The sequence below is a fragment of the Mesorhizobium sp. B2-5-11 genome, assembly GCF_006440835.1.
Classification (GTDB): domain Bacteria; phylum Pseudomonadota; class Alphaproteobacteria; order Rhizobiales; family Rhizobiaceae; genus Mesorhizobium.
The window spans coordinates 988027-1014147 of the sequence record NZ_VFUK01000001.1; the positions used below are offsets into that span (position 1 = coordinate 988027).

Below are 26121 nucleotides of genomic sequence, written 5' to 3' on the forward strand. Positions count from 1 at the left end.
AAGAATGCTTGAGATCAAGAACCTGCATGCCCGCATCGTCGATGACGGCACCGAAATCATCCGCGGCCTGAACCTCTCGGTGAGAGCCGGCGAGGTGGCGGCCATCATGGGGCCGAATGGCTCGGGCAAGTCGACGCTGTCCTACATTCTCGCCGGCCGCGAGGACTACGAGGTCACCGAGGGCGATATCCTCTACAACGGCCAATCGATCCTCGAAATGGATCCGGCCGAGCGCGCGACGTCGGGGATTTTCCTGGCCTTCCAGTATCCGATGGAGATACCGGGCGTGGCGACTATGGAGTTCCTGAAGGTTGCCATGAACGAGCAGCGCAAGGCGCGCGGCGAGGAGCCGCTGAAGATCCCCGAATTCCTGAAGCGGGTGAAGGAAGCCGCCGGCTCGCTCAACATGGACATGAACATGCTGAAGCGGCCGCTCAATGTCGGCTTCTCCGGCGGTGAGAAGAAGCGCGCCGAGATCCTGCAGATGAAGCTCTTGGAGCCAAAGCTCTGCGTGCTTGACGAGACCGATTCCGGGCTCGACATCGATGCGCTCAAGATCGTTTCCGATGGCGTCAACGCGTTGCGCTCGCCCGAGCGCGCCATTGTCGTCATCACGCACTATCAGCGGCTGCTCGAACACATCGTGCCCGACACCGTGCACGTGCTCTACAAGGGCCAGGTCATCAAGTCCGGCGACAAGTCGCTGGCGCTCGACCTCGAGGCCAATGGCTATGCCGGCGTGATCGGTGAAGCCGCGTGAGATGCCAGAAGGCAAGGTCAAACTGATGAACATGCACACACAACCCCAGCGGACACCGGCCGAAACAGCGTTGATCGACGCTTTCGGCGAACGGTTGTCGCTGCTGCCGGGCGACGGCGCGGTGATGTTGAAGCGCGACGACGCCATCGAGGCGGTGAAGCACGGACTGCCGACCCGGCGTATCGAATCCTGGCACTACACCGACCTGCGCCGGCTGCTGAATGCGGTGCCGGACTTCGACCCGACGGCCGTGGTCAAAGCCATCGCGCCAGTCGTTGAAGGTTCCACCGTGTTGCCGCTTCTCAACGGCGTGTCGAGCGCCAAAACGCCCGCAATCGAAGGCGTCAGCGTCCAGTGCCTGTCGGAGAAACTGACCGACGGCAGCATCGCGCCTGGGCTCGATCCCTACGGCAGCGACGATGCCATCGGGGCGTTGAACACGGCTTTCGTCGCCGATGGCTATTTCGTCGACATCGCCGATGGCACCCAAGTGGAAAAGCCGATCGAATTGCAGAACCTGCAGGCCGGCGGCCAGACGCATGTACGCCTGGCCGTTCGCGTCGGCGCCGGCGCCAAGGCTGTGATCGTCGAGCGCCAGGCCGGCGAGGGCGCGGCCCTTGTCAGCTCGGTCAGCCAGCTCGTGCTCGGCGAAGGCGCCGAGGTGACGTGGCTGATCATCCAGGAGCAGCCGGACACGGCGACGCATCTGGCGCAGTTCAAGGCTCATATCGGCAAGAATGCGAAGCTGACGCTGTTCGTCATGAACGCCGGCGGCAAGCTCGTGCGCCAGGAGGTCGTTGTGAAGACGACGGGCGAGGGCGCCGACTTCCAATTGCGCGGCATCAACCTGCTGGCCGGCGACGCCCACACGGACACCACCATGGTGCTCGATCATGCGGTGCCGCACACCACGTCGGCGGAAGTGATCCGCAACGTCGTGACCGGCAAGGCGCGTGGCGTCTTCCAGGGCCGCATCAACGTCCATCAATACGCGCAGAAGACCAACGCCAAAATGGCTTGCAACACGCTGCTTCTGTCGGACGACGGCGAGTTCTCGACCAAGCCGGAACTCGAAATCTTCGCCGACGACGTGGTCTGCGGTCATGGCGCCACCGTCACCGAGATCGACCACAACCATCTGTTTTACCTGATGGCGCGCGGCATCGACGAGAAGAGCGCCCGTGGTCTGCTGGTGAAGGCCTTCATCGCCGAGGTGATCGAGGAACTGGACGACGAGGTGATCGTCGAGGCCCTGGAGACCATGCTCGACGGCTGGTTTGCGGCGCATGGATGAGTGGATAGGGCTCGCTCCGGCGAACACTCCTGATCCGGCCGCTTCGCGGCCACCTTCTCCCACAAGGGGAGAAGGAAGAGCGCCTGACCTTCTCCCCTTGTGGGAGAAGGTGGATCGGCGCGAAGCGCCGAGACGGATGAGGGGTGTTGGACGGAATGAGGCAGTGCCTCAAGAGAGCTTATGATGGACCAGAAAGTCGAAACCTACGACGTCGAGGCGATCCGCCGCGATTTCCCGATTCTGTCACGCGAAGTCTACGGCAAACCTCTCGTCTATCTCGACAATGGCGCCTCGGCGCAGAAGCCGCAGGCGGTGCTCGACGCGGTCCAGCACGCCTATGCCCAGGAATACGCCAACGTCCATCGCGGCCTGCACTTCCTGTCCAATGCAGCGACCGACTCCTATGAGAAGGCGCGGGAGACGGTTCGCCGCTTCCTCAATGCGCCGAGCACCGACAATATCGTCTTCACCTCGAACACGACATCGGCGATCAACACGGTCGCCTATGGCTATGGCATGCCCAATATCGGCGAGGGCGACGAGATCGTGCTGTCGATCATGGAGCACCACTCCAACATCGTGCCATGGCATTTCATCCGCGAGCGGCAGGGCGCCAAACTGGTGTGGGTGCCGGTCGACGATCTCGGCGTCTTCCACATCGAGGAATTCGAGAAGCGACTGACCGGCCGCACAAAGCTGGTCGCCATCACGCAGATGTCGAACGCGCTGGGCACGGTGACGCCGATCAAGGAGATCGTGCGCATCGCGCATTCGCGCGGCATTCCCGTGCTCGTCGACGGCAGCCAGAGCGCCGTCCATATGCCCATCGACGTGCAGGACCTCGACTGCGATTTCTTCGTCTTCACCGGCCACAAGGTCTACGGTCCCTCCGGCATCGGTGTGCTCTACGGCAAGAAGGACATCTTGCAGCGCATGCGTCCGTTCATGGGTGGCGGCGAGATGATCGAGGAGGTGACCGAAGACATCGTCACCTACAACGACCCGCCGCACCGCTTCGAGGCCGGTACGCCGCCGATCGTCCAGGCGATCGGGCTCGGCGCCGCGCTCGATTACATGGAAAAGATCGGCCGCGAGCGCATCGCCGCGCACGAGGCCGATTTGAAGGACTATGCGCACGAGCGGCTGCGCGCCATCAACTCGCTGCGCATCTTCGGCGACGCGCCCGGCAAGGGCGCCATCATCTCGTTCGAGCTGCAAGGCATTCATGCCCATGACGTGTCGATGGTGATCGACCGGCAAGGCGTGGCTGTGCGCGCGGGCACCCATTGCGCCCAGCCCCTGTTGAAACGCTTCGGCGTAACCTCCACATGCAGGGCGTCGTTCGGCATGTATAATACGCGAGCCGAAGTCGATGCTTTGGCTGATGCGTTGGAAAAAGCGCGCAAGTTTTTCGGGTGACGATAATGGAAGATGCCAGCACAGCTACCGACGCTGTTCCCGACGCGGCCGCTAAGGCGGTGGTTTCCGCCTCCGCAATTCCCGCCGACGAACTGGCGCGGCTGACCGACGACATCGTCTCGGCGCTGAAGACGGTCTACGACCCGGAAATCCCGGCCGATATTTACGAGCTTGGCCTCGTCTACAAGATCGACATCGAGGACGACCGTTCGGTCAAGATCGACATGACGCTGACCGCGCCCGGCTGCCCGGTGGCCGGCGAGATGCCGGGCTGGGTTGAGAACGCCGTCGGCGCCGTCGAAGGCGTGTCGGGCGTCGAGGTCAACATGACATTCGACCCGCCCTGGTCGCCCGATCGCATGTCGGAAGAGGCGCAGGTGGCGGTGGGCTGGTACTGACGTCGAGTCCGGCACACTTGCGCCAGTGGCAAAACTTCACCATTTTAGGTGAGGAATCATTCGGCAGGCCTTGAACCTGCATGGAATGGAGAAGGAAAAAGATGGGACGCTTTGCCGTCATCACGATGACCGAAAAGGCCGCCGACCGGGTGCGCGAGATCGTTGCCACGCGTGAGAATGCGCATGGCATTCGCCTCGGTATCAAGAAGGGCGGTTGCGCCGGCATGGAATACACGGTCGACCTGGTGACCGAACCCAATACCAAGGACGACCACATCGAGCGCGACGGCGCCCATGTCTATGTCGCGCCGGAAGCAGCACTTTTCCTGTTCGGCACCGAGATGGATTTCGAGCAGACGACGCTGCGCACCGGCTTCACCTTCCGCAACCCGAACCAGAGCTCGGCCTGCGGCTGCGGCGAATCCGTCGAACTGAAGCCGGCCGACCTCAAGGCGCTGGCAGAAGCACGCGCCTCCGCCTGACCTTCCTTCGTCCCGTTTACGGGGAGAAGGTGTCCCCCAGGGCCGGATGAGGGGCAGCGATAGCCCCGCTGCCGGCGTTCGTCATTCGAAAAGCCGCGCAATTGGCTTCCCGCCTGCTGCGCAGACCACTCCTCACCTCCCTTAGAACGCAGCGAAGACACTCACTCCACCCACGTCCCGGTCCGCTTATGCCAGTCGGCGATCGATTCCTCGGGATAGACGTCGAACACCTTGTCGCTCGGCCCGACATCGGGCTCGACCCAGTTGGCCTTGTATTTCAGCATCAGATGCACCTTGCTTGGCGGTTTCGGCAGGCCGCTGTCGATCGCCGAGGCGAAGGGATGGACGAGTTCCGGCCAGGTCGGGTCGTAGAGCCACAGCGCCGATCCGCATTTGCGGCAGAAATTGCGCTCTCCGGTCGAGATCTCGCAATGCGGATGTTCGTCGTCCTCGATCTCGGCCCGATAGACGCCGAGGCTCCTCTTGCCGCGGATGGTCATCGTCCCGTAGTCGGCGCCGAGATTGATGGCAAAACCGCCGCCGCCCTGCTGCTTGCGGCAGATCGAGCAGTAGCACAGCATGAACGGCACGGGCGTGTGGCTTTCCACCTCGAAACGAACGGCATTGCAGCGGCAGGAGCCTTTGAGCAGGACAGGCATGACGGGAAACTCCGGTCGATCCCCTTTCAACCTGTCAGCATGGTTTTGGTTGCGGCGATGACAAGGCCGGATCGCGGTGACATGATCCGCGCATGGACAATGAACGCATAGAAGAACTCTTCCAGAGCCTGGGCCCGGTCAGCATCCGCAAACTGTTCGGCGGCAAGGGCATCTATGCCGACGGCGTCATCGTCGCCATCGTGTTGCGCGGCGAATTGATGCTGAAAGCGGACGAGCAAAGCGCGCCCGACTTCGAGGCCGCCGGCTGCACGCAGTGGACCTACACCGGGTCCCGGCACGGCAAGCTGGTGGCGATGCCCTATTGGAGCATTCCCGACAGTGCCTTCGACGACCCCGACGAGATGGCGGTCTGGGCGCGGCGGGCCTATGAGGCGGGGCGAAGGGCGGGGAAGTGAAGCGCAGCCGTCGAGTTCCTTCACACCCCCCTCTGGCCTGCCGGCCATCTCCCCCGCAAGGGGGGAGATTGCCAGTTTCACTGGCGGCCTGTTTCTTCAACGTTGAAAATTGGCGAAAGCCGGTGTGACGTCTGATCTCCTCCTTGCGGGGGAGATGTCCGGCAGGACAGAGGGGGGGTGCCGTCCCGCCCACATCGGCCTACAGCGCCCTGGCAATCCGCGCCGCCAGCCGAGCATTGTTTTCCACCAGCGCGATGTTGGTCTTCAGGCTCCGGCCGCCGGTGAGTTCGAGGATTTTGGAGAGCAGGAATGGCGTCACCGCCTTGCCGGTGACGTTGAGCGCCTCGGCGGCCTTCTGGGCGGCCTCGATGTAGCCGGCCATCTCGCCGGCCGGGATTTCGTGATCCTCCGGCACCGGATTGGCGATCAGCATGCCGCCGCTCAGGCCCAGCGCCTGTCGCGTCTTGTAGAAATGCGCGATCTCTTCCGGCGCGTGCAAGGTCAGCGGCGCGCGGAACGGCGACTGCCGCGACCAGAAGGCCGGCATGGTCTCGCAGCCATGGCCGATCACGGGCACGCCGCGGGTCTCCAGCACCTCCAGCGTCTTTTCGATGTCGAGGATGGCCTTGGCCCCAGCCGAGACGACGATGACGGGCGTGCGCGCCAGCTCATCGAGGTCGGCGGAAATGTCGAAGCTTTTTTCGGCGCCCTTGTGCACGCCGCCGATGCCGCCGGTGGCGAACACCTTTATCCCAACCATATGCGCGGCGATCATTGTGGCGGCAACCGTGGTGCCGCCGGTGCGCCCTTGCGCGACGGCGAAGCCGAGATCGGCGCGAGAGAGCTTCATGGCGTCGCCGGTCATGGCGAGCGATTCGCGTTCTCCGTCGGAGAGGCCGATCTTGATGCGGCCCGCCACCACGGCGATCGTCGCCGGCACCGCGCCGCCGTTCGCAATGATCCTTTCCACGTCGGCCGCCATGGCGCCATTGTCGGGGTAGGGCATGCCATGGGTTATGATGGTGCTTTCCAGCGCAACCACGGGCTTCCCGGCGGCCAAGGCTTGCGCCACCGGCGCGTGGACATCGATGAAGGGGCGGGCGGTGTCTGGGGTCATCTGGATCTCCAATCCGAAGTGCGGCGCATCCTTTCGGATGCCGGTCTCATGCCATTTCCTGCTCTTCGGGCACAAGAGCCAGCGCTTGCGCGAAAGTCGCCGTGGTGAAATCGGGAACGGCGCCCGCGCTTTCAATAGCCAGCGTCGCGGCGGCGACGCCCTCGCGCAACGCCGCGCGCAAGGGCATGCCGCGCAGCAGGGCGGCGACCGTCGCGCCGGCAAGCGCATCGCCGGCGCCGGTGACGTCCACGACCTTTCTTGGAGGGGGCGGGACGACGGCAAAGCTGCCGTCGCGGTCGAAGCCCAGCACCGGGCCGCCGCCCGCCGTGACCACCGCGCTGTCGAGGCCGGCGCTTCTCAGCCCGTCGAGGATAGTTTTTTGAGAGGCGGCATCGTCAAGTCCGGCAAGCGCCACCGCCTCGCGCCTGTTCATGAAGGCGACGGCCAGGCCGCCGAGCACCGGTGTCAAGCGCACGACCTTGGCCGGTGAAATGGCAATGGCGAACACGGGCTTGCCGGCGGCAAGCGACACCAGCCGCTCCAGAGCCGCCGATGGCAGGTTGGCGTCGCACAGGACGGCATCGGCGGCGGCGATCTCCTCCCGCACCCTGGAGCGGCGGATCTGCTTTGCAAATGCCAGCTCATAAAGCGCCATGTCGGCAAAGCCGACGAGCAGTTCGCCCTCGCGGTCGATCAGCGCCGTATAGCTCGGCGTCGTGCGGTCGAGGAACACCGCGGACAGGTCGGCAATGCCTGCTTCGGCGATGGCGCGCGAAACCGTGTCGGCGGCGGCATCGCCGCCGCGCACCGACAGCAACGAGCCCGAGACGCCTCGCCGCACCGTGCTGCGCAATGCGTTGAAGACGCCGCCGCCAACGTCCTCGCGCATCGTGCCCGGGTTGGAGGCAGCCGGCACGTAAGCGCCGGACACCTGGCCGCGCCTGTCGATATGGGCGCCGCCCACCGCCAGGACTCTTGGAGATCTCACCATGCGCCGATATGACCTTTGTTGGCGGTCACGCACAAGCGCCATGCTGTGCGACGGAGCTTCGCAGGCAACAACCAGCGATTCGTGAGGCCGGCACGGCGAACCAGCCTGGCCTAATATTCGGGTCATGCTGGAGCCGAATCGTGAGACAAAAAAAGAACAAATCAGGATGTTGCTTATTTTTCAAATGCTTGATCCCTCTTGCCAAATGAGAACAAAAAAGGTACAAATAACCAAGGATTACGGATTGTCCGGCCTTCATTGACGACTACGGGGTGATGTATCATGGCTCAGAACAGCTTGCGGCTTGTAGAGGATAAGGCAGTGGACAAATCAAAGGCTCTGGATGCGGCGCTGTCGCAAATCGAGCGGGCTTTCGGCAAGGGCTCGATCATGCGGCTCGGCGCGAACGAGCAGGTCGTCGAGATCGAAACCGTGCCGACCGGCTCGCTCGGCCTCGACATCGCGCTTGGCGTCGGCGGCCTGCCGCGCGGCCGCATCATCGAGATCTACGGGCCGGAAAGCTCGGGTAAGACGACGCTGGCGCTGCACACGGTGGCGGAAGCCCAGAAGAAGGGCGGCATCTGCGCCTTCGTCGATGCCGAGCATGCGCTCGATCCGGTCTATGCCCGCAAGCTCGGCGTCGATCTCGAAAACCTCCTGATCTCGCAGCCTGACACTGGCGAGCAGGCGCTTGAGATCTGCGATACGCTGGTGCGCTCCGGCGCCATCGATGTGCTGGTGGTCGATTCGGTCGCGGCGCTGACGCCGCGCGCCGAAATCGAGGGCGAGATGGGCGATTCGCTGCCCGGCCTGCAGGCCCGCCTGATGAGCCAGGCGCTGCGCAAGCTGACCGCCTCGATCTCGCGCTCCAACACCATGGTCATCTTCATCAACCAGATCCGCATGAAGATCGGCGTCATGTTCGGCTCGCCCGAAACCACCACCGGCGGCAATGCGCTGAAATTTTACGCCTCGGTGCGTCTCGATATCCGCCGCATCGGCTCGGTCAAGGACCGCGACGAGGTCGTCGGCAACCAGACCCGCGTCAAGGTGGTCAAGAACAAGCTGGCGCCGCCCTTCAAGGTGGTCGAGTTCGACATCATGTACGGCGAAGGCGTGTCGAAGACAGGCGAGCTGGTCGATCTCGGCGTCAAGGCCGGCGTGGTCGAGAAGTCGGGCGCCTGGTTCTCCTACAATTCGCAGCGTCTCGGCCAGGGCCGCGAGAACGCGAAGCTGTTCCTGCGCGACAATCCCGATACGGCGCGCGAGATCGAACTTGCGCTCAGGCAGAACGCCGGACTGATCGCCGAGAAATTCCTTGAGAATGGCGGCTCCGAAGGTGGCGATGATGGGTTCGAGGATGAAGCCGGCGCGATGTAAGCGTTCGCCGGCGCAATTCAAGCGTTCGCCGGCGCGATCTAGCGTTCGGTTTATGGCCCGAGTTCGGCCATAATCCCGGTTCATCAATTTGAGCTTATGTAATCGAGTTCTGTAGTATTGCGTTTCGAACCGCCGGCCCCGTGCCGGCGGTTTGCGTTTTGGGTGGCTGGTGAACCGCGAATTGGCCGGCTTGCGTGTTTCTGGACAGGGTGCCAAGCGGCGGCTAAAAGGCCAGCTCCATCTTCTAAAGCAGAGCCCATTTTCCGCCGGTCCGGCCGGCGGCTCTCTCGAAAAGGCAGCATTCATGAGTGGCGTGAACGAGATCCGGTCGACATTTCTCGACTATTTCCGCAAGGAGGGTCACGAGGTCGTGGCGTCGAGCCCGCTTGTACCGCGCAACGATCCGACGCTGATGTTCACCAATGCCGGCATGGTGCAGTTCAAGAACGTCTTCACCGGCCTGGAGAAGCGGCCCTATTCGCGTGCCACGACCGCCCAGAAAAGCGTTCGCGCCGGCGGCAAGCACAACGACCTCGACAATGTCGGCTACACCGCGCGCCACCTGACCTTCTTCGAGATGCTCGGCAATTTCTCCTTCGGCGACTATTTCAAGGAGCGCGCCATCGAGTTGGCCTGGAACCTCATTACCAGGGAGTTCGGGCTTAAGAAGGACAAGCTGCTCGTCACCGTCTACCACACCGACGACGAGGCGGCCGGCTTCTGGAAGAAGATCGCCGGCTTTTCCGATGATCGCATCATCCGCATCCCAACCTCCGACAATTTCTGGGCGATGGGCGACACCGGGCCGTGCGGGCCATGCTCGGAAATTTTCATCGATCGCGGCGAGCACATCTGGGGCGGTCCGCCCGGCACCCCGGAGGAGGATGGCGACCGGTTCCTGGAATTCTGGAACCTGGTGTTCATGCAGTACGAGCAAGTGACGAAGGACGAGCGCATTGACCTGCCGCGCCCGTCGATCGACACCGGCATGGGGCTGGAGCGCATGGCCTCCATCCTGCAAGGCGTGGAAAGCGTGTTTGAGACCGACCTGTTCCGCCATCTGATCGATGCGGCGTCGTCCGCGCTCGGCCGCGGTCCCGACGCCGAGACCGTCGCATCCTATCGCGTCATAGCCGATCACCTGCGCTCGTCCTCGTTCCTGGTCGCAGACGGCGTGCTGCCATCGAACGAAGGCCGCGGCTATGTGCTGCGCCGCATCATGCGCCGCGCCATGCGGCATGCGCAATTGCTCGGTGCGAACGAGCCGCTGGTGTGGCAGCTGGTGCCGGCGCTGGTTCGCGAGATGGGTCAGGCCTATCCGGAACTGGTGCGCGGCGAACAGCTGATCACCGAGACGCTGAAGCTTGAGGAGACCAGGTTCCGCAAGACACTGGTGCGTGGCCTCGGTTTGCTGTCGGAGGCGACGGAAAAGCTCGGCGCCGGCGACATGCTGGACGGCGAGACGGCCTTCAAGCTTTACGACACCTATGGCTTCCCGCTCGACCTGACGCAGGATGCGCTGCGCCAGCGCAACATCTCGGTCGATCTTGCCGGCTTCACCAGTGCGATGGAGCAGCAGAAGGCAGAGGCGCGTAAGCACTGGGCGGGCTCCGGCGAGGCGGCGACCGAAGCGGTCTGGTTCCCGGTGCGCGAAAAAGTCGGTGCCACCGAATTCCTCGGCTACGAGACCGAGCAGGCGGAAGGCATCATCCAGGCGGTTGTCCGCGACGGCAAGACCGTCGACAGCGCCGGCAAGGGCGAAGCGGTAGCCGTGGTCGTCAACCAGACGCCGTTCTATGCCGAATCCGGCGGCCAGATGGGCGACACCGGAACCATTTCAGGCGAAGGCTTCTCGATCGAGATTTCCGATACGCAGAAGAAGGCCGACGGGCTGTTCGTGCATCTCGGCAAGGTGGTCAGCGGCACTGCCAGGACGGGTGCCGCCGTCGAGCTGAAGGTTGACCATGCGAGGCGCTCCAGGCTCCGCGCGAACCATTCCGCGACGCATCTGATCCATGAGGCGCTGCGCGAGGTGCTGGGCACCCATGTCGCGCAGAAGGGCTCGCTGGTCGCGCCCGAGCGCCTGCGCTTCGACATCTCGCACAACAAGCCCATTTCGCCCTCGGAACTCGAGGAGGTCGAGCGCATGGCCAACGAGATCGTGGTGCAGAACAGCCCGGTGACCACGCGCCTGATGTCGGTCGACGATGCCATCGCCGAAGGCGCCATGGCGCTGTTCGGCGAGAAATACGGCGACGAGGTGCGCGTCGTGTCGATGGGCACGGGCCTGCATGGCGCCAAGGCCAACCGTCCTTATTCGGTCGAGCTTTGCGGCGGCACGCATGTCAGGGCAACCGGTGACATCGGCCTGGTGCGCGTCGTGTCCGACAGCGCCGTCGCCTCAGGCGTGCGCCGTATCGAGGCGCTGACGGGCGAGGCCGCGCGCAAGCATCTCGATGAACAGGACCGGCGGCTGAAGGCGGCCGCCGCAACACTGAAAATCTCGCCGGCCGACGTGCCGGCGCGTGTTGAAGCCCTGCTCGAAGAGCGCAAGAAGCTCGAGAAGGAGCTCACCGAAGCGCGCAAGAAGCTGGCGCTGGGCGGCGGGTCGCCCGCTGACGCGCCGGCCGCCAACGAGACCGTCGCGGGCGTCGGCTTCCTCGGCAAGTCGGTTTCCGGTGTCTCGCCGAAGGATCTGAAGCCGCTCGCCGATGCCGGCAAAAGCTCGCTCGGCTCCGGCGTGGTCGTGTTTGTCGGTGCGGGCGAGGACAACAAGGCGAGCGTCGTGGTCGCTGTCACCGATGATCTCGTCGGCCGTTTCAGCGCCGTCGACCTGGTGCGCGTCGCCTCCGCAGTACTCGGCGGGCAGGGCGGCGGCGGCCGGCCCGACATGGCGCAGGCCGGTGGCCCCGATGCCTCGAAGGCCGACGACGCGATTGCTGCGGTGAGGGCGGCGCTGGAGGCGGCGTGATTCATTGCAGAATTGGCAGGCAACGCTCCAGGCCGGTTGCTTCCCTTCGAGGTTCGCGCCGCCCGCTCATGAGGGGCGACGCTGACATCAATGATCGGTTGTCCGCGAAATCATTGACCTGAATCGAATGTCGCTGTGCTGCGCTGTCGCAGATCAGCTGGCCTTTTCAGTCCTGGCAAAGCTTGTCTGTTTAGCAATACAATCCCACCAGTCCTGTATGTCGGCAAAGCGAGCCAGCAGTTTGCGCCCTTCCGCCACCCTGACGAAATAGCCGATGATCGGTGCCGCATGCAGGTCGGCGAGCGTCAGTTGATTGCCGAGCAACCACGGCCCCGGGGATCTCAATGATGAGAGCGCCTGAAGGACCGTTCCTGCTTGTCGTAATCCGCTGACAATCAGCGCTTCGTCAGGCGACGCCTTCTCCAGCCGCTCCACGGCGACGTCCCAGACCATGGCCCGATAGCCATAAGCGTCGAGCATGCCGATGATCTGGTTCATCCGCGCGCGGCCGCGCGGATCCTTCGGCTGCAAAGGCGGCCCGTCGAACGCCTCGTCGACATAGCGCGCAATCGCGCTGGCCTCGAACAGGCGAAAACCGTCATGCTCGAAGGCCGGGATGCGGCCGAACGGGTGGTGCTCGAAATACCAGCCGGGGATGCCCTCGGCGGCAAAGACATCGACCGGCACAAGCTCGTAGTCGACGCCCTTCTCCTCCAGCGCCATGCGCGCTATGCGCACGTAAACGCTGTAGTCGGCGCCGTAGAGGACCGGTTTGGCCATGTTGCCAGTCCTTTGCTTTCGATTTTCGTTGGCCCAAAAAAGCGAAGGCTCCTTCCGGAGCCTTCGGCATGTTGAACCCGCGGGTGCTTACGCCATCGCCTTCTGCAAATTCTCGTCGATCTTGTCCAGGAAACCAGTGGTCGAAAGCCAGGGCTGGTCGGGGCCGATCAGCAGCGACAGGTCCTTGGTCATGAAGCCGGATTCGACGGTCTGGATGCAGACCTTTTCGAGTGTCTCCGCGAAGCGTTTCAATTCAGCATTGTCGTCGAGCTTGGCGCGATGGGCGAGGCCCCGGGTCCAGGCGAAGATCGAGGCGATCGAATTGGTCGAGGTTTCCTCGCCCTTCTGGTGCTGGCGATAGTGGCGCGTCACGGTGCCGTGCGCGGCTTCCGCTTCCACCGTCTTGCCGTCCGGCGTCATCAGCACCGACGTCATCAGGCCGAGCGAGCCGAACCCCTGCGCCACCGTGTCGGACTGTACGTCGCCGTCATAGTTCTTGCAGGCCCAGACATAGCCACCCGACCATTTCAGGCTGGAGGCCACCATGTCGTCGATCAGGCGGTGCTCGTACCACAGCTTCTTGGACTTGAACTCGGCCTCGAACTCAGCCTCGTAGACCTCCTGGAAAATATCCTTGAAGCGGCCGTCATAGGCCTTGAGGATGGTGTTCTTGGTCGAGAGATAGACCGGGTAGTTGCGCAGCAGGCCGTAGTTCAGCGAAGCGCGGGCGAATTCGCGGATCGATTCGTCTAGGTTGTACATGGCCATGGCGACGCCGGCGCCGGGCGCGTCGAACACGTCGTGCTCGATCACCTGGCCATCCTCGCCGACGAACTTGATCGTCAGCTTGCCCTTGCCGGGAAAACGGAAATCGGTGGCGCGGTACTGGTCGCCATAGGCGTGGCGGCCGACGATGATCGGCTTGGTCCAGCCGGGCACCAGCCGCGGCACGTTCTTCATGATGATCGGCTCGCGGAAGATGGTGCCGCCGAGAATGTTGCGGATGGTGCCGTTCGGCGACTTCCACATCTTCTTCAGCTTGAATTCCTCGACGCGCTGCTCGTCGGGCGTGATGGTCGCGCATTTCACGCCGACGCCGTATTTTTTGATGGCGTTGGCCGAATCGACGGTCACCTGGTCGTTGGTGGCGTCGCGATGCTCGATGCCGAGGTCGTAATATTCAAGCTTGAGGTCGAGATAAGGGTGGATCAGCTTGTCCTTGATGAACTGCCAGATGATGCGGGTCATCTCGTCGCCGTCGAGTTCGACGACCGGGTTCGCCACCTTGATCTTCGCCATGGAAAGAATGCCTCGTTGCTGGGAAATGGGACGGCCTTGCCCGCGTGGCGTTCGGCCGGGGATGCGCCCCTATATCAAAGCGTTTTTGGCCGCGCAAACGACGATCGGTCACGAAAGCGAAGCGATCGCCCCGCCATTTGCGAATGGTTCATTTTCGCGGCCGAATATGGCAGGGGACGCTGAAATGCCGCAAACAGCAGTTCATTGACAATCATGCCCGTCACCAAAGATTCCGATACCGCTTCAGTCGCCAGCCCCGCCATCATCCTCGTGGAGCCGCAGCTCGGCGAGAATATCGGCATGGTTGCGCGCGCCATGGCCAATTTCGGCCTGGTCGAACTTCGCCTCGTCAACCCGCGCGACGGCTGGCCGAACGAGAAGGCGCGGGCGGCGGCCAGCCGCGCCGACCATGTCATCGATGCCGTCAAGGTTTTCGACGATCTCGCCACGGCGATGGCCGACCTGAATTTCGTTTTCGCGACCACCGCAAGGCAACGCGACGGCTTCAAGCCCGTGCGCGGGCCGGTCGAGGCGGGCAGGGTGCTCCGGGCTCGCCATGGCATGGGTCAGCGAACCGGCATCCTGTTCGGCCGCGAGCGTTTCGGCCTCTATAATGACGAGGTTGGCCTCGCCGACGAGATCGTCACTTTTCCGGTCGATCCCGATTTCTCCTCGCTTAACATCGCCCAGGCCGCGCTTCTCATGTCCTACGAGTGGATGAAATCCGGCCTCGAGGACGAGACCAAGACCAACTTTACGGGTCCGGACATGAAGCCGGCCAGCAAGGAAGAACTGCACGGATTGTTCGCCTATCTCGAAGGCGCACTCGAAGCGCGCGGCTATTTCCGGCCGGCGCCGAAGAAGCCGAAGATGGTTGACAATCTGCGCGCCGTATTGACCCGGGCGGGATTTGCCGAGCCGGAGCTCAAGGTGCTGCGCGGCATCATCTCGTCGCTGGACAGGTTCTCGCCGGCGATGCCGCGCGGCGACGGCTCTCCGGGAGATGATCCAAGGCGGCTTCCGGCAGCGGCGCGCGCCGGCGGTCCCGGCCGCAAGACCAATGCGGATCGTCAGGTGGCCGATGACGACGACAACGCCGCGCCGCCGCTCGGCGGCAAGGGAACCGACAATGACTGATCAGCCGATCCTGATGTTCGATTCCGGCATTGGCGGGCTGACTGTGCTGCGCGAGGCGCGCGTGCTGATGCCCGACCGCCGCTTCGTCTACATCGCCGACGATGCCGCCTTCCCCTTTGGCGCCTGGGAGGAACCGGCGCTGCGGGTCCATATTCTCGACCTGTTCGGCAAATTGCTCGACCGGTTCGCCCCGGCCATCTCGGTCATCGCCTGCAACACCGCCTCGACGCTGGTGATCGATGCGTTGCGCGAGAGATTTCCCGGCCATCCCTTTGTCGGCACCGTGCCTGCGATCAAGCCGGCGGCGGAGCGTACCCGCTCCGGCCTCGTCTCCGTGCTGGCGACGCCGGGCACGGTGAAACGGCAATACACGCGCGACCTGATCAGCAAATGGGCGCAGAAGTGCCATGTCCGGCTGGTCGGTAGCGACCGCCTGGCGGGGCTGGCCGAAGCCTATATGCGCGAAGGGTTCGTCGACGAGGAAGCCGTGCGCGCCGAGATCTCCCCGTGTTTCATCGAGCGCGACGGCATGCGCACCGACATCGCCGTGCTCGCCTGTACGCACTATCCTTTTCTGGTCAACCGCATGCGCAAGACCGCACCCTGGCCGGTCGACTGGATCGATCCTGCCGAAGCGATCGCCCGGCGGGCGATGTCGCTGCTGTCGCCGGTCAATGGGCCGTTGCCGCATGGTGAGCCGGACATCGCGGTCTTCACGTCCGGCAAGGCGGATTTTGCCATCAGCCGTTTGATGCAGGGCTTTGGACTGGCGGTCGCCTGATTTCCGGAACATTGGCGAGGCCGTTTCGTTTTCTCCCAGGCAATGAAGGGAGAAAAACCATGCCTGCCACCTCGAAAGCCCAGCAGAAGGCCGCCGGCGCCGCATTGTCGGCCAAGCGCGGCGAGACCAAGAAGAGCGAGCTCAAAGGCGCTTCCAAAGGGATGTACGAATCCATGAGCGAAAAGCAGCTCGAGGAATTCGCCGAAACCAAGCGCAAGGATCTGCCGGAGAAAAAGAAGCACTGAGGGAAGCGCCATTTGGCAACGCCCTTTGTGAAGGGCTCGTCCAATGGCAAGAAATAGGCCCGCGACGGGGTCGCAGGCCTTGGTGTTATTGTCTGGTCAATGGCCGACGTAATCAGCGCCAGTGGCGGCTGTTAGCGCCAGTGGCAGCTGTTAGCGCCGGTGGCAGCTGTTAGCGCCAGTGGCAGCGTCGCACTTTTTGGCGAATGACATGGCGGTTACCATGGCGCCAGACGACGCGCTTCTTGACCACGATCCGGCATACCTGATGAGGCCGGTGACCTTGCCAATGCCTGGCCATCGCCGGCTCCGGCGTGATGACGGCCATCGATCCGGCCAACACCGTCGCACCAGTCAGGCTTAGAAAGAACTTCTTCATCCGAATTCGGGCTCCTCTGCTCAAGTCCCTTCCTGGAGCGGTTCAGCTTCAGGGAATCGCCGCCCCGCTCCGATTTTTTACACAATCCCGGGTAGAAACCGCTAGCGCTTTCCGGGAATTGTTCTAATAGCGCGGGCGGCGCCAGTTGGAACCTTGACATCGGTTAAATCTCTGTTTAACAGCGCTCCCAACACCGGGCCGCAACGCCCGGTGGTTTGTTTTGCATGCGCAAGACCCCGACGGAAGCCAGTCTGTTTTCCAAGGTCTTGTTTGAACTGACGTGTCCCGTGGGTTTTTCGCCGCGTTGCGTGGAAAAACCCTGTCAGGTCTCGAAAACGGAGGCCAAAGGAGGGCGCGTTTCCTTCACCCGGACCATGAGGCTCCGGGTTATGTTGTTTTGAAAGGGAATGCGATGAGCAAGCGCGAATCCGCGAAGTACAAGATCGACCGCCGTCTCGGCGAAAACATCTGGGGCCGCCCGAAGTCCCCGGTCAACAAGCGTGAATACGGCCCCGGCCAGCACGGCCAGCGCCGCAAGGGCAAGCTTTCCGATTTCGGCCTGCAGCTGCGCGCCAAGCAGAAGCTGAAAGGCCACTATGGCGACGTTTCGGAAAAGCAGTTCCGCAAGGTCTATGAAGAGGCCGATCGCCGCAAGGGCGACACCTCGGAGAACCTGATCGGCCTGCTCGAGTCGCGTCTGGACGCGGTCGTCTATCGCGCCAAGTTCGTTCCGACCATTTTCGCCGCCCGCCAGTTCGTCAACCACGGCCACGTCAACGTCAACGGCAAGCGCGTCAACATCGGCTCGTACCGCTGCAAGCCGGGCGACGTCGTCGAAGTGCGTGAAAAGTCGAAGCAGCTGGTGATCGTCCTGGAATCGGTCGGCCTCGCCGAGCGCGACGTGCCGGACTACATCGAAGCCGATCACAACAAGATGACCGCGACCTTCTCGCGCATCCCGGGCCTGGCGGACGTTCCGTTCGCCGTCCAGATGGAACCGAACCTCGTCGTCGAATTCTATTCGCGTTAAGCGAAGGCTTTTTGCGAGACCGGAAGGGGCCGCCCATCGAGGCGGCCTTTTCTTTGTCGGCCATGTCCGCTAATCCGGGCGGCAACGAAGCTCCGAACGTTCGTTGCTCCAGGATTTGGAACCGACGCCATGAACATGCTGCCAGACGCTCAATCGCTTGAGCAGGCCGCCGACATCGAAGGCGGTTTTCACCCGCTGTTCGCCGATGTGCCGTCTTCGGTCGAGTTCAACAAATTGCGCAAGCGGCTGCTGCGGCTGACCCGCCAGGCGATCGAGGATTTTTCGATGGTCAGGCCAGGCGAGCGCTGGCTGGTGGCCCTGTCGGGCGGCAAGGATTCCTACGGCCTGCTTGCCATGCTGCTGGACCTCAAATGGCGCGGCCTGCTGCCGGTGGAGCTGCTGGCCTGCAATCTCGACCAGGGCCAGCCGAACTTTCCCAAGCACATCCTGCCCGATTACCTCAATGCCCACGGCATTGCACACCGCATCGAATACCAGGACACCTACTCCGTCGTCACCGACAAGCTGCCGCAGGGCAGCACCTATTGCTCGCTCTGTTCACGCCTGCGGCGTGGTCATCTCTATCGCGTAGCCCGAGAGGAGGGGTGCTCGGCGCTGGTGCTCGGCCATCATCGCGAGGACATTCTCGAAACCTTCTTCATGAACCTGTTCCACGGCGGCCGTCTCGCCGCCATGCCGCCAAAGCTGCTCAACGACGAGGGCGACGTCATGGTGCTGCGGCCGCTGAGCTATTGCGCCGAAATCGATCTGGAAAAGCTCGCCGCGGCGATGCGGTTCCCGATCATCCCTTGCGATCTCTGCGGCACCCAGGAAGGTCTCCAGCGCAACGCCATGAAGGCCATGCTCGACGATATCGAAAAGCGCATGCCCGGGCGCAAGGACACGATGCTGCGTGCGTTGTCCAACACCAGGCCGTCGCATCTGCTCGACAGGAAACTGTTCGATTTCGCCGCACTCGATGAAACGCTCTCCAGCAGGCAAGACATTTCCGATGACATTTGACGATACCGCGATCGACTGGCTGGCCAGCACCCTGGCCGAAGCAGCCGAAGCCGAAATCATGCCGCGCTTTCGCCGGTTGGGCGGCGGCGACGTCCGCCAGAAGACGTCGGCCGCCGACCTGGTGACGGAAGCCGACGTCAGTGCCGAGCGGCTGATCACCGCCAAGCTGCGTGAGCGCTACCCAACGGCCATGATTGTCGGCGAGGAAGCCTGTTCCGACAATCCGGCGCTGCTCGACGGTCTTGGCGATGCCGATCTGGCTTTCACCATCGACCCGGTGGACGGCACTTTCAATTTCGCTTCCGGCGTGCCGTTGTTCGGCGTCATGCTGGGTGTCGTGGTCCGGGGTGAGACCGTCGCAGGCATCATCCACGATCCGGTCGGCAAGGACTGGCTGATCGGCGCCAGGGGCGCCGGCAGCCATATCAGGCACGCGCATGGCAACCTGGAAAAAGTGCGTGTCGCGGCGCCCGTGCCGATCTCGGGAATGACCGGCTCCGTCTCCTGGCAGTACATGGCCGAACCAGAGCGGTCGCGGCTGGCGCGCAACCAGACGAAAATCCTGTCGCAATTCGCCTATCGCTGCGCCGCGCATGAATATCGCCTGCTGGCCAGCGGCCATGCCCATTTCGTCGTCTACAACAAGCTGATGCCGTGGGACCATCTGCCCGGTGTCCTGATTCATGCCGAGGCCGGCGGCCACGCCGCGCGTTTCGACGCCAGTGCCTACCTACCGTCGCATGTCGGCGGCGGCCTGCTTGTCGCACCCGACCGGGAAAGCTGGCGCGAGTTGCGCAGCGAACTCTGGGCGCAATAGCCGGCTGCCAATTCGATTACCCAGCCGAGCGCCGCAAAGGCGACAATTCAATGCAGATCGGCAATGTGCCCCGAGACGGGTTGATTCTGCGGCTGGAACATCTTGCCGCGTTCGGCGATGAAGATCATCAGCAGGGCTGCGACCGAGACGCTGCAGAAGCCGGCGGCCAATGGCGTCACCGTGCCGTTGAAAGCCTGGCCGATCAGCGTGCCGAGAATGCCGCCGAGAAACGTCTGCATGAAGCCCAGAATGGACGAGGCCGTGCCGGCCAGCTGACCAAGCGGCTCCATAGCCAAGGCATTGAAATTCGCGCCGAGCGCACCGAAAGGGAGCATGGCGCAGGCAAAGAAGGTGACGAACAGCCAGAGCGGCATCTTCATTTCCAGCGAAACGACCAGCCAGGCCAGGCTGATGACCAGAAACAACAGCAGCGCGCTCTGCGACAGGCGGCGCATGCCGATGCGGCCGACAAGACGCGAGTTCAGATAGTTGGAGAAGGCGAGCACGCCGGCAACGCCGGCAAAGATGACCGGAAACAATTCGCCGACATTGAATATGTCGACATAAATCTGCTGCGCCGAGGCGATGAAGCCGAACATGGCGCCGAAGATGAACGTACTGGCGAAGGCATAGCAGATCGCGACGCGGTTGGTCAGCACGATGCGGAACCCGCCGACAATGGCATTGACGGTCAATGGCCGGCGATATTCCGGATGTAGCGTCTCGGGCAGGCGCAGCAGCGACCAGGCCGAGACGACAAGCGCGCCGACGGCCATGGTGACGAAGATCAAATGCCAGGTCGCGAACAGCATGATGAACTGGCCGATGCCGGGAGCAATCACCGGGATCGCCATGAACACCATGAAGATCAGCGACATCACCTCGGCCATGCGCCGGCCATCGAACGTGTCGCGCACGATCGAGACGGCGATGACGCGGGTCGCGGCCGCACCGATGCCTTGCACGGCCCGGCAAAGTAGAAGCGTTTCAAAGCTTGGCGATATGGCGGCCGCGGCGGCCGCCGCCACATAAATGATCAGGCCGGCGACAAGCGGCGCACGGCGCCCGAATCGGTCCGAGAGCGGTCCGAAAAACAGCTGTCCGCCGCCAAAACCCAGAATATAGGCGGTGATGACATATTGCCGGTGGTTTTCGTTCTCGACGCCAAGCGAGGCGCCGATCTGCTGCAGCGCCGGCAGCATGATGTCGATGGCCAACGAATTGAGCGCCATCAGCGCTGCGCACAGCGCGATGAACTCCCAGCGCGGAATGGGCAATTTGCTTGCCGATTGCGGTGCTGACGTCTGCTGGTCCACGGCAAGTCCGATCTCTCAAACGAAAACGCGCCGGTGGCCCGGCGCATTGGCTCGTCCTGGTCCGGGTCCCGGACGCAAAATTGCCGAGGCGGGGCTGCCCCGGTGCTCAGGGCATGTCGACGGCGACATGCCCAACCGAAATCAGGCGGCGCCTTTGACGCTCACGCCCTTCTCGACAAGGAATGTCTGCAACTCGCCCGCCTGGAACATTTCGCGCACGATGTCGCAGCCACCGACGAATTCGCCCTTGACGTAGAGCTGAGGGATCGTCGGCCAGTTGGAGTATTCCTTGATGCCCTGGCGCAGCTCGGCCGAATCCAGCACGTTCACGCCTTTGTAGTCGGCGCCGATATAGTCGAGGATCTGGACAACCTGGCCGGAAAATCCGCATTGCGGGAAACCGGGCGTGCCCTTCATGAAAAGCACGACGTCGTTGCCCTTCACCTCGTTGTCGATGTAGTCGTTGATGCCGCTCATGGAATATCCTTTCCCGCCTGTGGGAGTCAGGCTCGAAGCTTTTCCATCAGATAAACCCATAGGTTGCCCGAAACAAGACTTTAGCCGCGTGGTGGCCTGAATGGCGCAAAAGATGCGGCGTTTTGGGCCAAGCGACTTTGGCGCTGGAAGCCCCTAGTCCGGCACGCTGGTCTGCAGCGCCAGCGCGTGCAGCACGCCGCCCATATTGCCCTTCAGCGCGTCATAGACCATCTGGTGCTGCTGCACGCGGCTTTTTCCGCGAAAGCTCTCGGCGACCACTTCGGCCGCATAGTGATCGCCGTCGCCGGCAAGGTCACGGATGGTCACCCTGGCGTCCGGGATCCCCTCCTTGATCAGTTTTTCAATGTCGCGGGCATCCATTGCCATGGCAAATTCCTGTTTTTAGGGCGGGCTGCGGCGTGGCTGCCCGTGCGATGAGAGTCGGGGTGAACCTAAAGCCTTTCCGGCCGGGATTGAAGCCGTTCCGTCCAGCCCCAGCGCGATTGTGGCTCACGACGCGTTCTCGCTCTGACCGCCGGCGTCGTCTGCGGGCTCGTCCTCGGGCGTCGAGAAGGTCCGCCCAAGGCTGAAGGTCAGCACATAGAGGGGAAGGTTGATCGCCAGGTTGGCAATCGGCAGGTAGGCGGTCATCCGCCAGACGGGCGAGAAGAACGGCTGGCCGTAGCCATCGCAGGCCAGCGAGGAGCCATACTCCCACAGTGCCCCCAATGCGGCCGCGACGGCGAAAAGTTTTATGCAGGTGAAGATGTGCCTTGTCCGTGCCCGGTCCGGCAGAAGCCGGCTCCAAAGCACCAGGCAGACAAGCGGAACTGCATAGAAAAGGTTTTGCAGGCCAAGCATCGGAAGCGTGTCGTTGGCCGCGGCGAGGAACTCCGCGCGTGTATCCAACCGGGCGCAGACCTCGCTCGATGTCGTCGACAGCAGGAAAAAGACGAACGGGCCGAGAAACCAGAAGAAGAACAGCGATGGCCAGAAGACGACTGTAAGCAGTGCCCGGACGGCCAGTTTCCTGTGGTTGAGCATGATCTTTTCCGAAAAAAATCGGTTCCCACTTTTCGGGATCACGCTCTGCTCAAATGGCCTGATCCATGAAGCGCGGGAACCAGCCTTCGTGCGCGGCGGTCAATTCGCCGAGCGGGATCGCCCGTGCCTCGCCGAGTTTCAGCGTGTCGCCGCCGGTCGAGCCGATCCAGGGCGCGAAAATGGCGAGTTCGCTTTGCTGTTTGCGGATCGCGTCCCAGTCCTTACTGTCTGGATCGATTGACAGCGTCAGGAGATAGCGGCCCTGGTCCTCGCCGAACCAGACCGGAATAGGATCGGTGCCGGCCAGTCCGGGGACGGTCGCGCCGATGCCTGATGCCATCGCCATCTCGGCCAGCGCGACCGCAATGCCGCCGTCGGAAACGTCGTGAGCCGCGGTGACGATGCCGGACGCGATGAGGGCGCGCACATGGTCGCCGACACGCTTTTCATGGTCGAGGTCGACCGGCGGCGGCGGGCCGTCGCTGCGGCCGTGGATGTCGCGCAAGTAGACCGATTGGCCGAGATGCGTGCCCCATGAGGCCGGCGCGCCGACCAGCAGGATCATCTGGCCTTGCGCAGCGAAGCCGGCCCGCACCATCTTCGACCAGTCGGCGATCAGCCCAACGCCGCCGATGGTCGGCGTCGGCAGGATGCCCTGGCCATTGGTTTCGTTGTAGAGCGAGACATTGCCCGAAACGATCGGGAAGCCGAGCGCGCGGCAGGCATCGCCAATGCCCTTCACCGCGCCGACCAACTGACCCATGATCTCCGGCCGTTCCGGATTGCCGAAATTGAGATTGTCGGTGGCGGCCAGCGGCAGCGCGCCGGTGGCGGTCAGGTTGCGCCAGCATTCGGCCACCGCCTGCTTGCCGCCCTCATAGGGATCGGCCTCGCAATAGCGCGGCGTCACGTCCGACGAGAAAGCCAGCGCTTTGGTCGGATGGCCTTCGACCCGCACCACGCCGGCATCGCCACCGGGAAGCTGCAGCGAATTGCCCTGGATCAGCGTGTCGTACTGTTCCCACACCCAGCGGCGCGACGACAGGTCAGGGCCGCCGAGCAGCTTCAGCAGTGCGTCGGCGACATCGGCCTGCGGAATGTCATTGGCCGCAAGCGGCGCCGGCTTCTTCGGCTCGATCCACGGACGGTCATATTCCGGTGCCTTGTCGCCGAGATCCTTGATCGGCAGGTCCGCAACCTGATCACCCTGATGCAGGACGCGAAAGCGCAGATCGTCGGTCGTCTTGCCGACAATGGCGAAGTCGAGCCCCCATTTGTGGAAGATCGCCTCGGCCTCCTTTTCCTTTTCGGGGCGCAGCACCATCAGCATGCGCTCCTGGCTTTCCGACAGCATCATCTCGTAGGCGCTCATGCGCTCCTCGCGCACCGGAACCTTGTCGAGCTCGAGCTCGATGCCGAGATCCCCCTTGGCGCCCATCTCGACCGCCGAGCAGGTAAGGCCGGCAGCACCCATGTCCTGGATAGCGATGACCGCACCGGACGCCATCAGTTCGAGACATGCTTCAAGCAGGCACTTTTCGGTGAAGGGATCGCCGACCTGCACGGTCGGGCGCTTCTCGTCGATCTTGTCGTCGAATTCGGCTGAGGCCATGGTGGCGCCGCCGACGCCGTCGCGACCGGTCTTGGCGCCGAGATAGACGACCGGCAGGCCGACGCCCTTGGCCTCCGACAGGAAAATCGCGTCCGTCTTGGCAAGACCCGCGGCAAAAGCGTTGACCAGGATATTGCCGTTGTAGCGGGCGTCGAAATTGACCTCGCCGCCGACCGTCGGCACGCCGAAGGAGTTGCCGTAGCCGCCGACGCCGGAAACCACTCCCGCCACCAGGTGCTTGGTCTTGGGATGATCGGGAGCACCGAAGCGCAAGGCGTTCATCGCCGCGATAGGCCGCGCGCCCATGGTGAAGACGTCGCGCAATATGCCGCCGACGCCTGTCGCCGCCCCTTGGTAGGGCTCGATAAAGGAGGGGTGGTTGTGGCTCTCCATCTTGAAGACGACGCAGTCGCCGTCGCCGATATCGACCACGCCGGCATTCTCGCCCGGTCCCTGGATGACCCGCGGGCCGGTCGTCGGCAGCGTGCGCAGCCATTTCTTCGAGGATTTATACGAGCAATGCTCGTTCCACATCGCCGAGAAGATGCCAAGTTCGGTGAAGCTCGGCTCACGCCCGACGAGGTCGAGGATGCGCTGGTATTCGTCTGGCTTCAGCCCGTGCGCGGCAATGAGCTCGGGCGTGATCGGCACGGAATTGGAAATGGTCATGGGCGGCGGTTTTTATCCGTGGGAGCTTGGGATTTTGAGTCTCCTCTTATCGCAAGCTTTGCGGCCGATACACCCATGGACCGACGAAAAGTGGCTGAATCCGGAGAAAGCCGCGGCGCCTTGAACGCGCGTTCCACCGGACCGGACTCAACCGACGCGCCTCGGTCTTGCCTGGAGGCATGCCGTCGTCCTGAACGTCGACGCTCCAAGGCGATGCGGATCAGGAAAAACTGTCGTAGCCTGCACGGCCCTCATCGAGGAGCCGCCGGATTGCCGCAACGCCGTCCGCGATGTCCTTGCGCTGCCTCGGCTGCGAAATGCCGAAGCGCACAGCGTGGAAGACCTGCTCGGAACGGCCCGCCTTGAACTCGTCTTCGTCGTCGATCAGCACGCCGTGCTCGAGGCAGGCGTTCTTGAACGTGCCGGAAAGCCAGGGGTCGGGCAAGGTCAGCCAGACAAAGGGTATATTGTCCCGCGACTTGAATTCGAAGCCGGCCAAAGTCTCGCGCACGATGGCGGTGCGGGCGTTGATTTCGGCGATGGCCCGTTTGCGTATGTCCGCGGCCTGGCCCGACAGCACCAGCCGGGCATTCACCTCGGCCAGCAGGAAAGGCATGCCTCCGGTCATCATCTTATGGGCAACGCGGATGCGATGGCGATAAGCGGGCGGGCAGGAAAGCCAGCCGCCGCGAACGCCAGCCGCTACCGATTTCGACAGGCCGCCTGCGACGATGGTGCGCTCGGGTGCATAGTCGGCCAGCATTGGCGTCGGATCTTCGGTCAGGCCGCCGTAAAGATCGTCCTCGATAATGACGACATTGTATTCACGCGCGATCCGCGCGATTGCCTCACGTCGCGCTGCCGGCAGGATCGCCAGCGTCGGATTCTGCACCGTAGGCATCAGAAAGATCATCTTCGGGTGCTTTTGCGCGCAGACGCGCTCGAAATCGTCGGGGTCGAGACCCTGATGGTCCGATGCCACCAGCGCCGTGCGACGACCGATCAGGCCGGCGCTGCGCGAAATCTGCGAATAGGTCAGGTGCTCGAAGGCGACGTAATCGCCGGGCGTGGTCAGTGCGGCGATCGCCGCCATGACAGCGGCATGGGTGCCGAGCGTCGGCACGATCGTATCGGCGCTCGGTCGAAACGAGTTGCGCGACAGCCAACTGGCGCCGGCCTCGAACCAGCGCTCGGGAAAATCCCGCGTGTAGCTCGAAATCTCATGCGCATGATCCGAAGCCGTGCGCGACAGCACTTCGGTGACGATGGCGCCCTGGCCGACATCGGGCGCCGCGGTGCTGTCGAAGCGCAGCTTGCCGCGCGGCGCATCGATGTCGCGCGTGCCTTGCGCGTCCGGCGCTATGAAGTCGGGCTTCGCGTTCTGCCGGCCGAGGACATAGGTGCCGCGCCCGACCTCGCCGCTGACTAGCCCGCGCTCGCGCAACAATTGATAGGCCCTGCCGACCGTGCCGACGGTTGCGCCGATGTCATAGGCGAGATCCCGCTGCGGTGGCAGCTTTGCCCCGGCGTCGATCACGCCGCGGTCGATATCTGACTCAATGCTGTCAGCAAGGCGCTGATAAAGCGGGCCGGAGCTGGCGGTGAGGTCGGGAAGCCAATTTGTCATG

General features: G+C 63.3%; 26 protein-coding genes. 14 read left to right on the forward strand and 12 right to left on the reverse strand.

Features of this window, described 5'->3' with window-relative positions; genetic code table 11:
- The first annotated feature begins 4 nt into the window (after positions 1 to 4).
- The 5 genes from sufC to sufA all read left to right on the forward strand — a co-directional run bounded on the left by sufC (position 5) and on the right by sufA (position 4353).
- Positions 5 to 760: a Fe-S cluster assembly ATPase SufC gene (sufC, locus tag FJ490_RS04940; protein ID WP_140556929.1), complete on the forward strand. Its 756-nt coding sequence runs from the start codon at positions 5 to 7 to the stop codon at positions 758 to 760.
- A 25-nt stretch (positions 761 to 785) separates the two neighbouring features.
- Entirely contained in the window at positions 786 to 2054 is a 1269-nt protein-coding gene (sufD, locus tag FJ490_RS04945; protein ID WP_140728279.1) for a Fe-S cluster assembly protein SufD, read from the forward strand.
- Between the two features lie 183 nt (positions 2055 to 2237).
- Positions 2238 to 3473 carry a cysteine desulfurase gene (locus tag FJ490_RS04950; protein ID WP_140728280.1) on the forward strand — a complete coding sequence of 412 codons (1236 nt, stop codon included), beginning with the start codon at positions 2238 to 2240 and terminating at the stop codon, positions 3471 to 3473.
- Between the two features lie 5 nt (positions 3474 to 3478).
- The gene (locus FJ490_RS04955; RefSeq protein ID WP_140547766.1) at positions 3479 to 3871 is read left to right on the forward strand and encodes an SUF system Fe-S cluster assembly protein; all 393 of its coding nucleotides are present in this window, start codon (positions 3479 to 3481) and stop codon (positions 3869 to 3871) included.
- A 101-nt stretch (positions 3872 to 3972) separates the two neighbouring features.
- On the forward strand, positions 3973 to 4353 hold the full coding sequence (sufA, locus tag FJ490_RS04960) for a Fe-S cluster assembly scaffold SufA (protein WP_006206001.1): 381 nt from the start codon (positions 3973 to 3975) through the stop codon (positions 4351 to 4353).
- 161 nt (positions 4354 to 4514) lie between these two features.
- On the opposite strand, the gene FJ490_RS04965 is transcribed toward sufA, so the two are convergent.
- Entirely contained in the window at positions 4515 to 5012 is a 498-nt protein-coding gene (locus FJ490_RS04965) for a GFA family protein (protein ID WP_140728281.1), read from the reverse strand.
- Positions 5013 to 5104: 92 nt separating this feature from the next.
- Here FJ490_RS04965 and FJ490_RS04970 point away from each other — a divergent pair, with 92 nt between their 5' ends.
- A complete protein-coding gene (locus FJ490_RS04970; protein WP_140522038.1) occupies positions 5105 to 5428 on the forward strand; it encodes a TfoX/Sxy family protein in 324 nt (107 codons plus the stop codon).
- A gap of 199 nt (positions 5429 to 5627) precedes the next feature.
- Here the strand turns inward: FJ490_RS04970 and FJ490_RS04980 are convergent, their stop codons facing one another.
- Positions 5628 to 6545 carry a pseudouridine-5'-phosphate glycosidase gene (locus FJ490_RS04980; protein ID WP_140728282.1) on the reverse strand — a complete coding sequence of 306 codons (918 nt, stop codon included), beginning with the start codon at positions 6543 to 6545 and terminating at the stop codon, positions 5628 to 5630.
- A 46-nt stretch (positions 6546 to 6591) separates the two neighbouring features.
- A complete protein-coding gene (locus FJ490_RS04985; protein ID WP_140560979.1) occupies positions 6592 to 7536 on the reverse strand; it encodes a carbohydrate kinase family protein in 945 nt (314 codons plus the stop codon).
- A gap of 282 nt (positions 7537 to 7818) precedes the next feature.
- On the opposite strand from FJ490_RS04985, the gene recA reads away from it, so the two are divergent.
- Together recA and alaS are read left to right on the forward strand one after the other, a co-directional pair.
- A complete protein-coding gene (gene recA / locus FJ490_RS04990) occupies positions 7819 to 8916 on the forward strand; it encodes a recombinase RecA (RefSeq protein ID WP_010909075.1) in 1098 nt (365 codons plus the stop codon).
- A gap of 304 nt (positions 8917 to 9220) precedes the next feature.
- The gene (alaS, locus tag FJ490_RS04995) at positions 9221 to 11887 is read left to right on the forward strand and encodes an alanine--tRNA ligase (RefSeq protein ID WP_140673334.1); all 2667 of its coding nucleotides are present in this window, start codon (positions 9221 to 9223) and stop codon (positions 11885 to 11887) included.
- A 153-nt stretch (positions 11888 to 12040) separates the two neighbouring features.
- On the opposite strand, the gene FJ490_RS05000 is transcribed toward alaS, so the two are convergent.
- A complete protein-coding gene (locus FJ490_RS05000) occupies positions 12041 to 12667 on the reverse strand; it encodes a glutathione S-transferase N-terminal domain-containing protein (protein ID WP_140728283.1) in 627 nt (208 codons plus the stop codon).
- A gap of 87 nt (positions 12668 to 12754) precedes the next feature.
- Entirely contained in the window at positions 12755 to 13966 is a 1212-nt protein-coding gene (locus FJ490_RS05005) for an NADP-dependent isocitrate dehydrogenase (protein ID WP_140493857.1), read from the reverse strand.
- Positions 13967 to 14179: 213 nt separating this feature from the next.
- On the opposite strand from FJ490_RS05005, the gene FJ490_RS05010 reads away from it, so the two are divergent.
- From FJ490_RS05010 to FJ490_RS05020, 3 genes are read left to right on the forward strand one after another with little or no spacing between them, the layout of a single operon-like run.
- Positions 14180 to 15103 carry an RNA methyltransferase gene (locus tag FJ490_RS05010; protein WP_140493855.1) on the forward strand — a complete coding sequence of 308 codons (924 nt, stop codon included), beginning with the start codon at positions 14180 to 14182 and terminating at the stop codon, positions 15101 to 15103.
- Entirely contained in the window at positions 15096 to 15884 is a 789-nt protein-coding gene (murI, locus tag FJ490_RS05015) for a glutamate racemase (RefSeq protein WP_140518327.1), read from the forward strand. Before FJ490_RS05010 ends, murI begins: the two co-directional genes overlap by 8 nt.
- 59 nt (positions 15885 to 15943) lie before the next feature.
- Positions 15944 to 16129, forward strand: a complete 186-nt coding sequence (locus FJ490_RS05020) for a DUF3008 family protein (protein ID WP_140493851.1) — start codon at positions 15944 to 15946, stop codon at positions 16127 to 16129.
- 169 nt (positions 16130 to 16298) lie between these two features.
- On the opposite strand, the gene FJ490_RS05025 is transcribed toward FJ490_RS05020, so the two are convergent.
- Complete coding sequence (locus FJ490_RS05025) at positions 16299 to 16505, reverse strand: hypothetical protein (RefSeq protein ID WP_140583357.1); 207 nt, start codon at positions 16503 to 16505, stop codon at positions 16299 to 16301.
- A 412-nt stretch (positions 16506 to 16917) separates the two neighbouring features.
- Between FJ490_RS05025 and rpsD the strand changes: the two genes are divergently transcribed.
- The 3 genes from rpsD (at position 16918) to FJ490_RS05040 (ending at position 19375) form a co-directional block, all read left to right on the forward strand.
- Positions 16918 to 17535, forward strand: a complete 618-nt coding sequence (rpsD, locus tag FJ490_RS05030; protein WP_140493847.1) for a 30S ribosomal protein S4 — start codon at positions 16918 to 16920, stop codon at positions 17533 to 17535.
- 129 nt (positions 17536 to 17664) lie between these two features.
- Positions 17665 to 18558 (forward strand): tRNA 2-thiocytidine(32) synthetase TtcA, encoded by an 894-nt coding sequence (gene ttcA, locus FJ490_RS05035; RefSeq protein ID WP_140728284.1) that lies wholly within the window; start codon positions 17665 to 17667, stop codon positions 18556 to 18558.
- The gene (locus FJ490_RS05040) at positions 18548 to 19375 is read left to right on the forward strand and encodes an inositol monophosphatase family protein (RefSeq protein ID WP_140522050.1); all 828 of its coding nucleotides are present in this window, start codon (positions 18548 to 18550) and stop codon (positions 19373 to 19375) included. Before ttcA ends, FJ490_RS05040 begins: the two co-directional genes overlap by 11 nt.
- Positions 19376 to 19422: 47 nt before the next feature.
- Here the strand turns inward: FJ490_RS05040 and FJ490_RS05045 are convergent, their stop codons facing one another.
- From FJ490_RS05045 to FJ490_RS05070, 6 genes are all read right to left on the reverse strand, one after another.
- The gene (locus FJ490_RS05045) at positions 19423 to 20691 is read right to left on the reverse strand and encodes a multidrug effflux MFS transporter (protein ID WP_140493841.1); all 1269 of its coding nucleotides are present in this window, start codon (positions 20689 to 20691) and stop codon (positions 19423 to 19425) included.
- Between the two features lie 141 nt (positions 20692 to 20832).
- Positions 20833 to 21168, reverse strand: a complete 336-nt coding sequence (gene grxD, locus FJ490_RS05050) for a Grx4 family monothiol glutaredoxin (RefSeq protein WP_013532137.1) — start codon at positions 21166 to 21168, stop codon at positions 20833 to 20835.
- Between the two features lie 153 nt (positions 21169 to 21321).
- Positions 21322 to 21555, reverse strand: coding sequence for a BolA family transcriptional regulator (locus FJ490_RS05055; protein WP_140493839.1), 234 nt, complete (start codon positions 21553 to 21555; stop codon positions 21322 to 21324).
- 123 nt (positions 21556 to 21678) lie between these two features.
- Positions 21679 to 22212, reverse strand: a complete 534-nt coding sequence (locus tag FJ490_RS05060) for a hypothetical protein (RefSeq protein WP_140728285.1) — start codon at positions 22210 to 22212, stop codon at positions 21679 to 21681.
- Positions 22213 to 22261: 49 nt separating this feature from the next.
- Complete coding sequence (gene purL / locus FJ490_RS05065) at positions 22262 to 24493, reverse strand: phosphoribosylformylglycinamidine synthase subunit PurL (protein ID WP_140583352.1); 2232 nt, start codon at positions 24491 to 24493, stop codon at positions 22262 to 22264.
- 220 nt (positions 24494 to 24713) lie between these two features.
- Positions 24714 to 26120 (reverse strand): PLP-dependent aminotransferase family protein, encoded by a 1407-nt coding sequence (locus tag FJ490_RS05070; RefSeq protein WP_140728286.1) that lies wholly within the window; start codon positions 26118 to 26120, stop codon positions 24714 to 24716.
- Position 26121 lies beyond the last annotated feature (1 nt).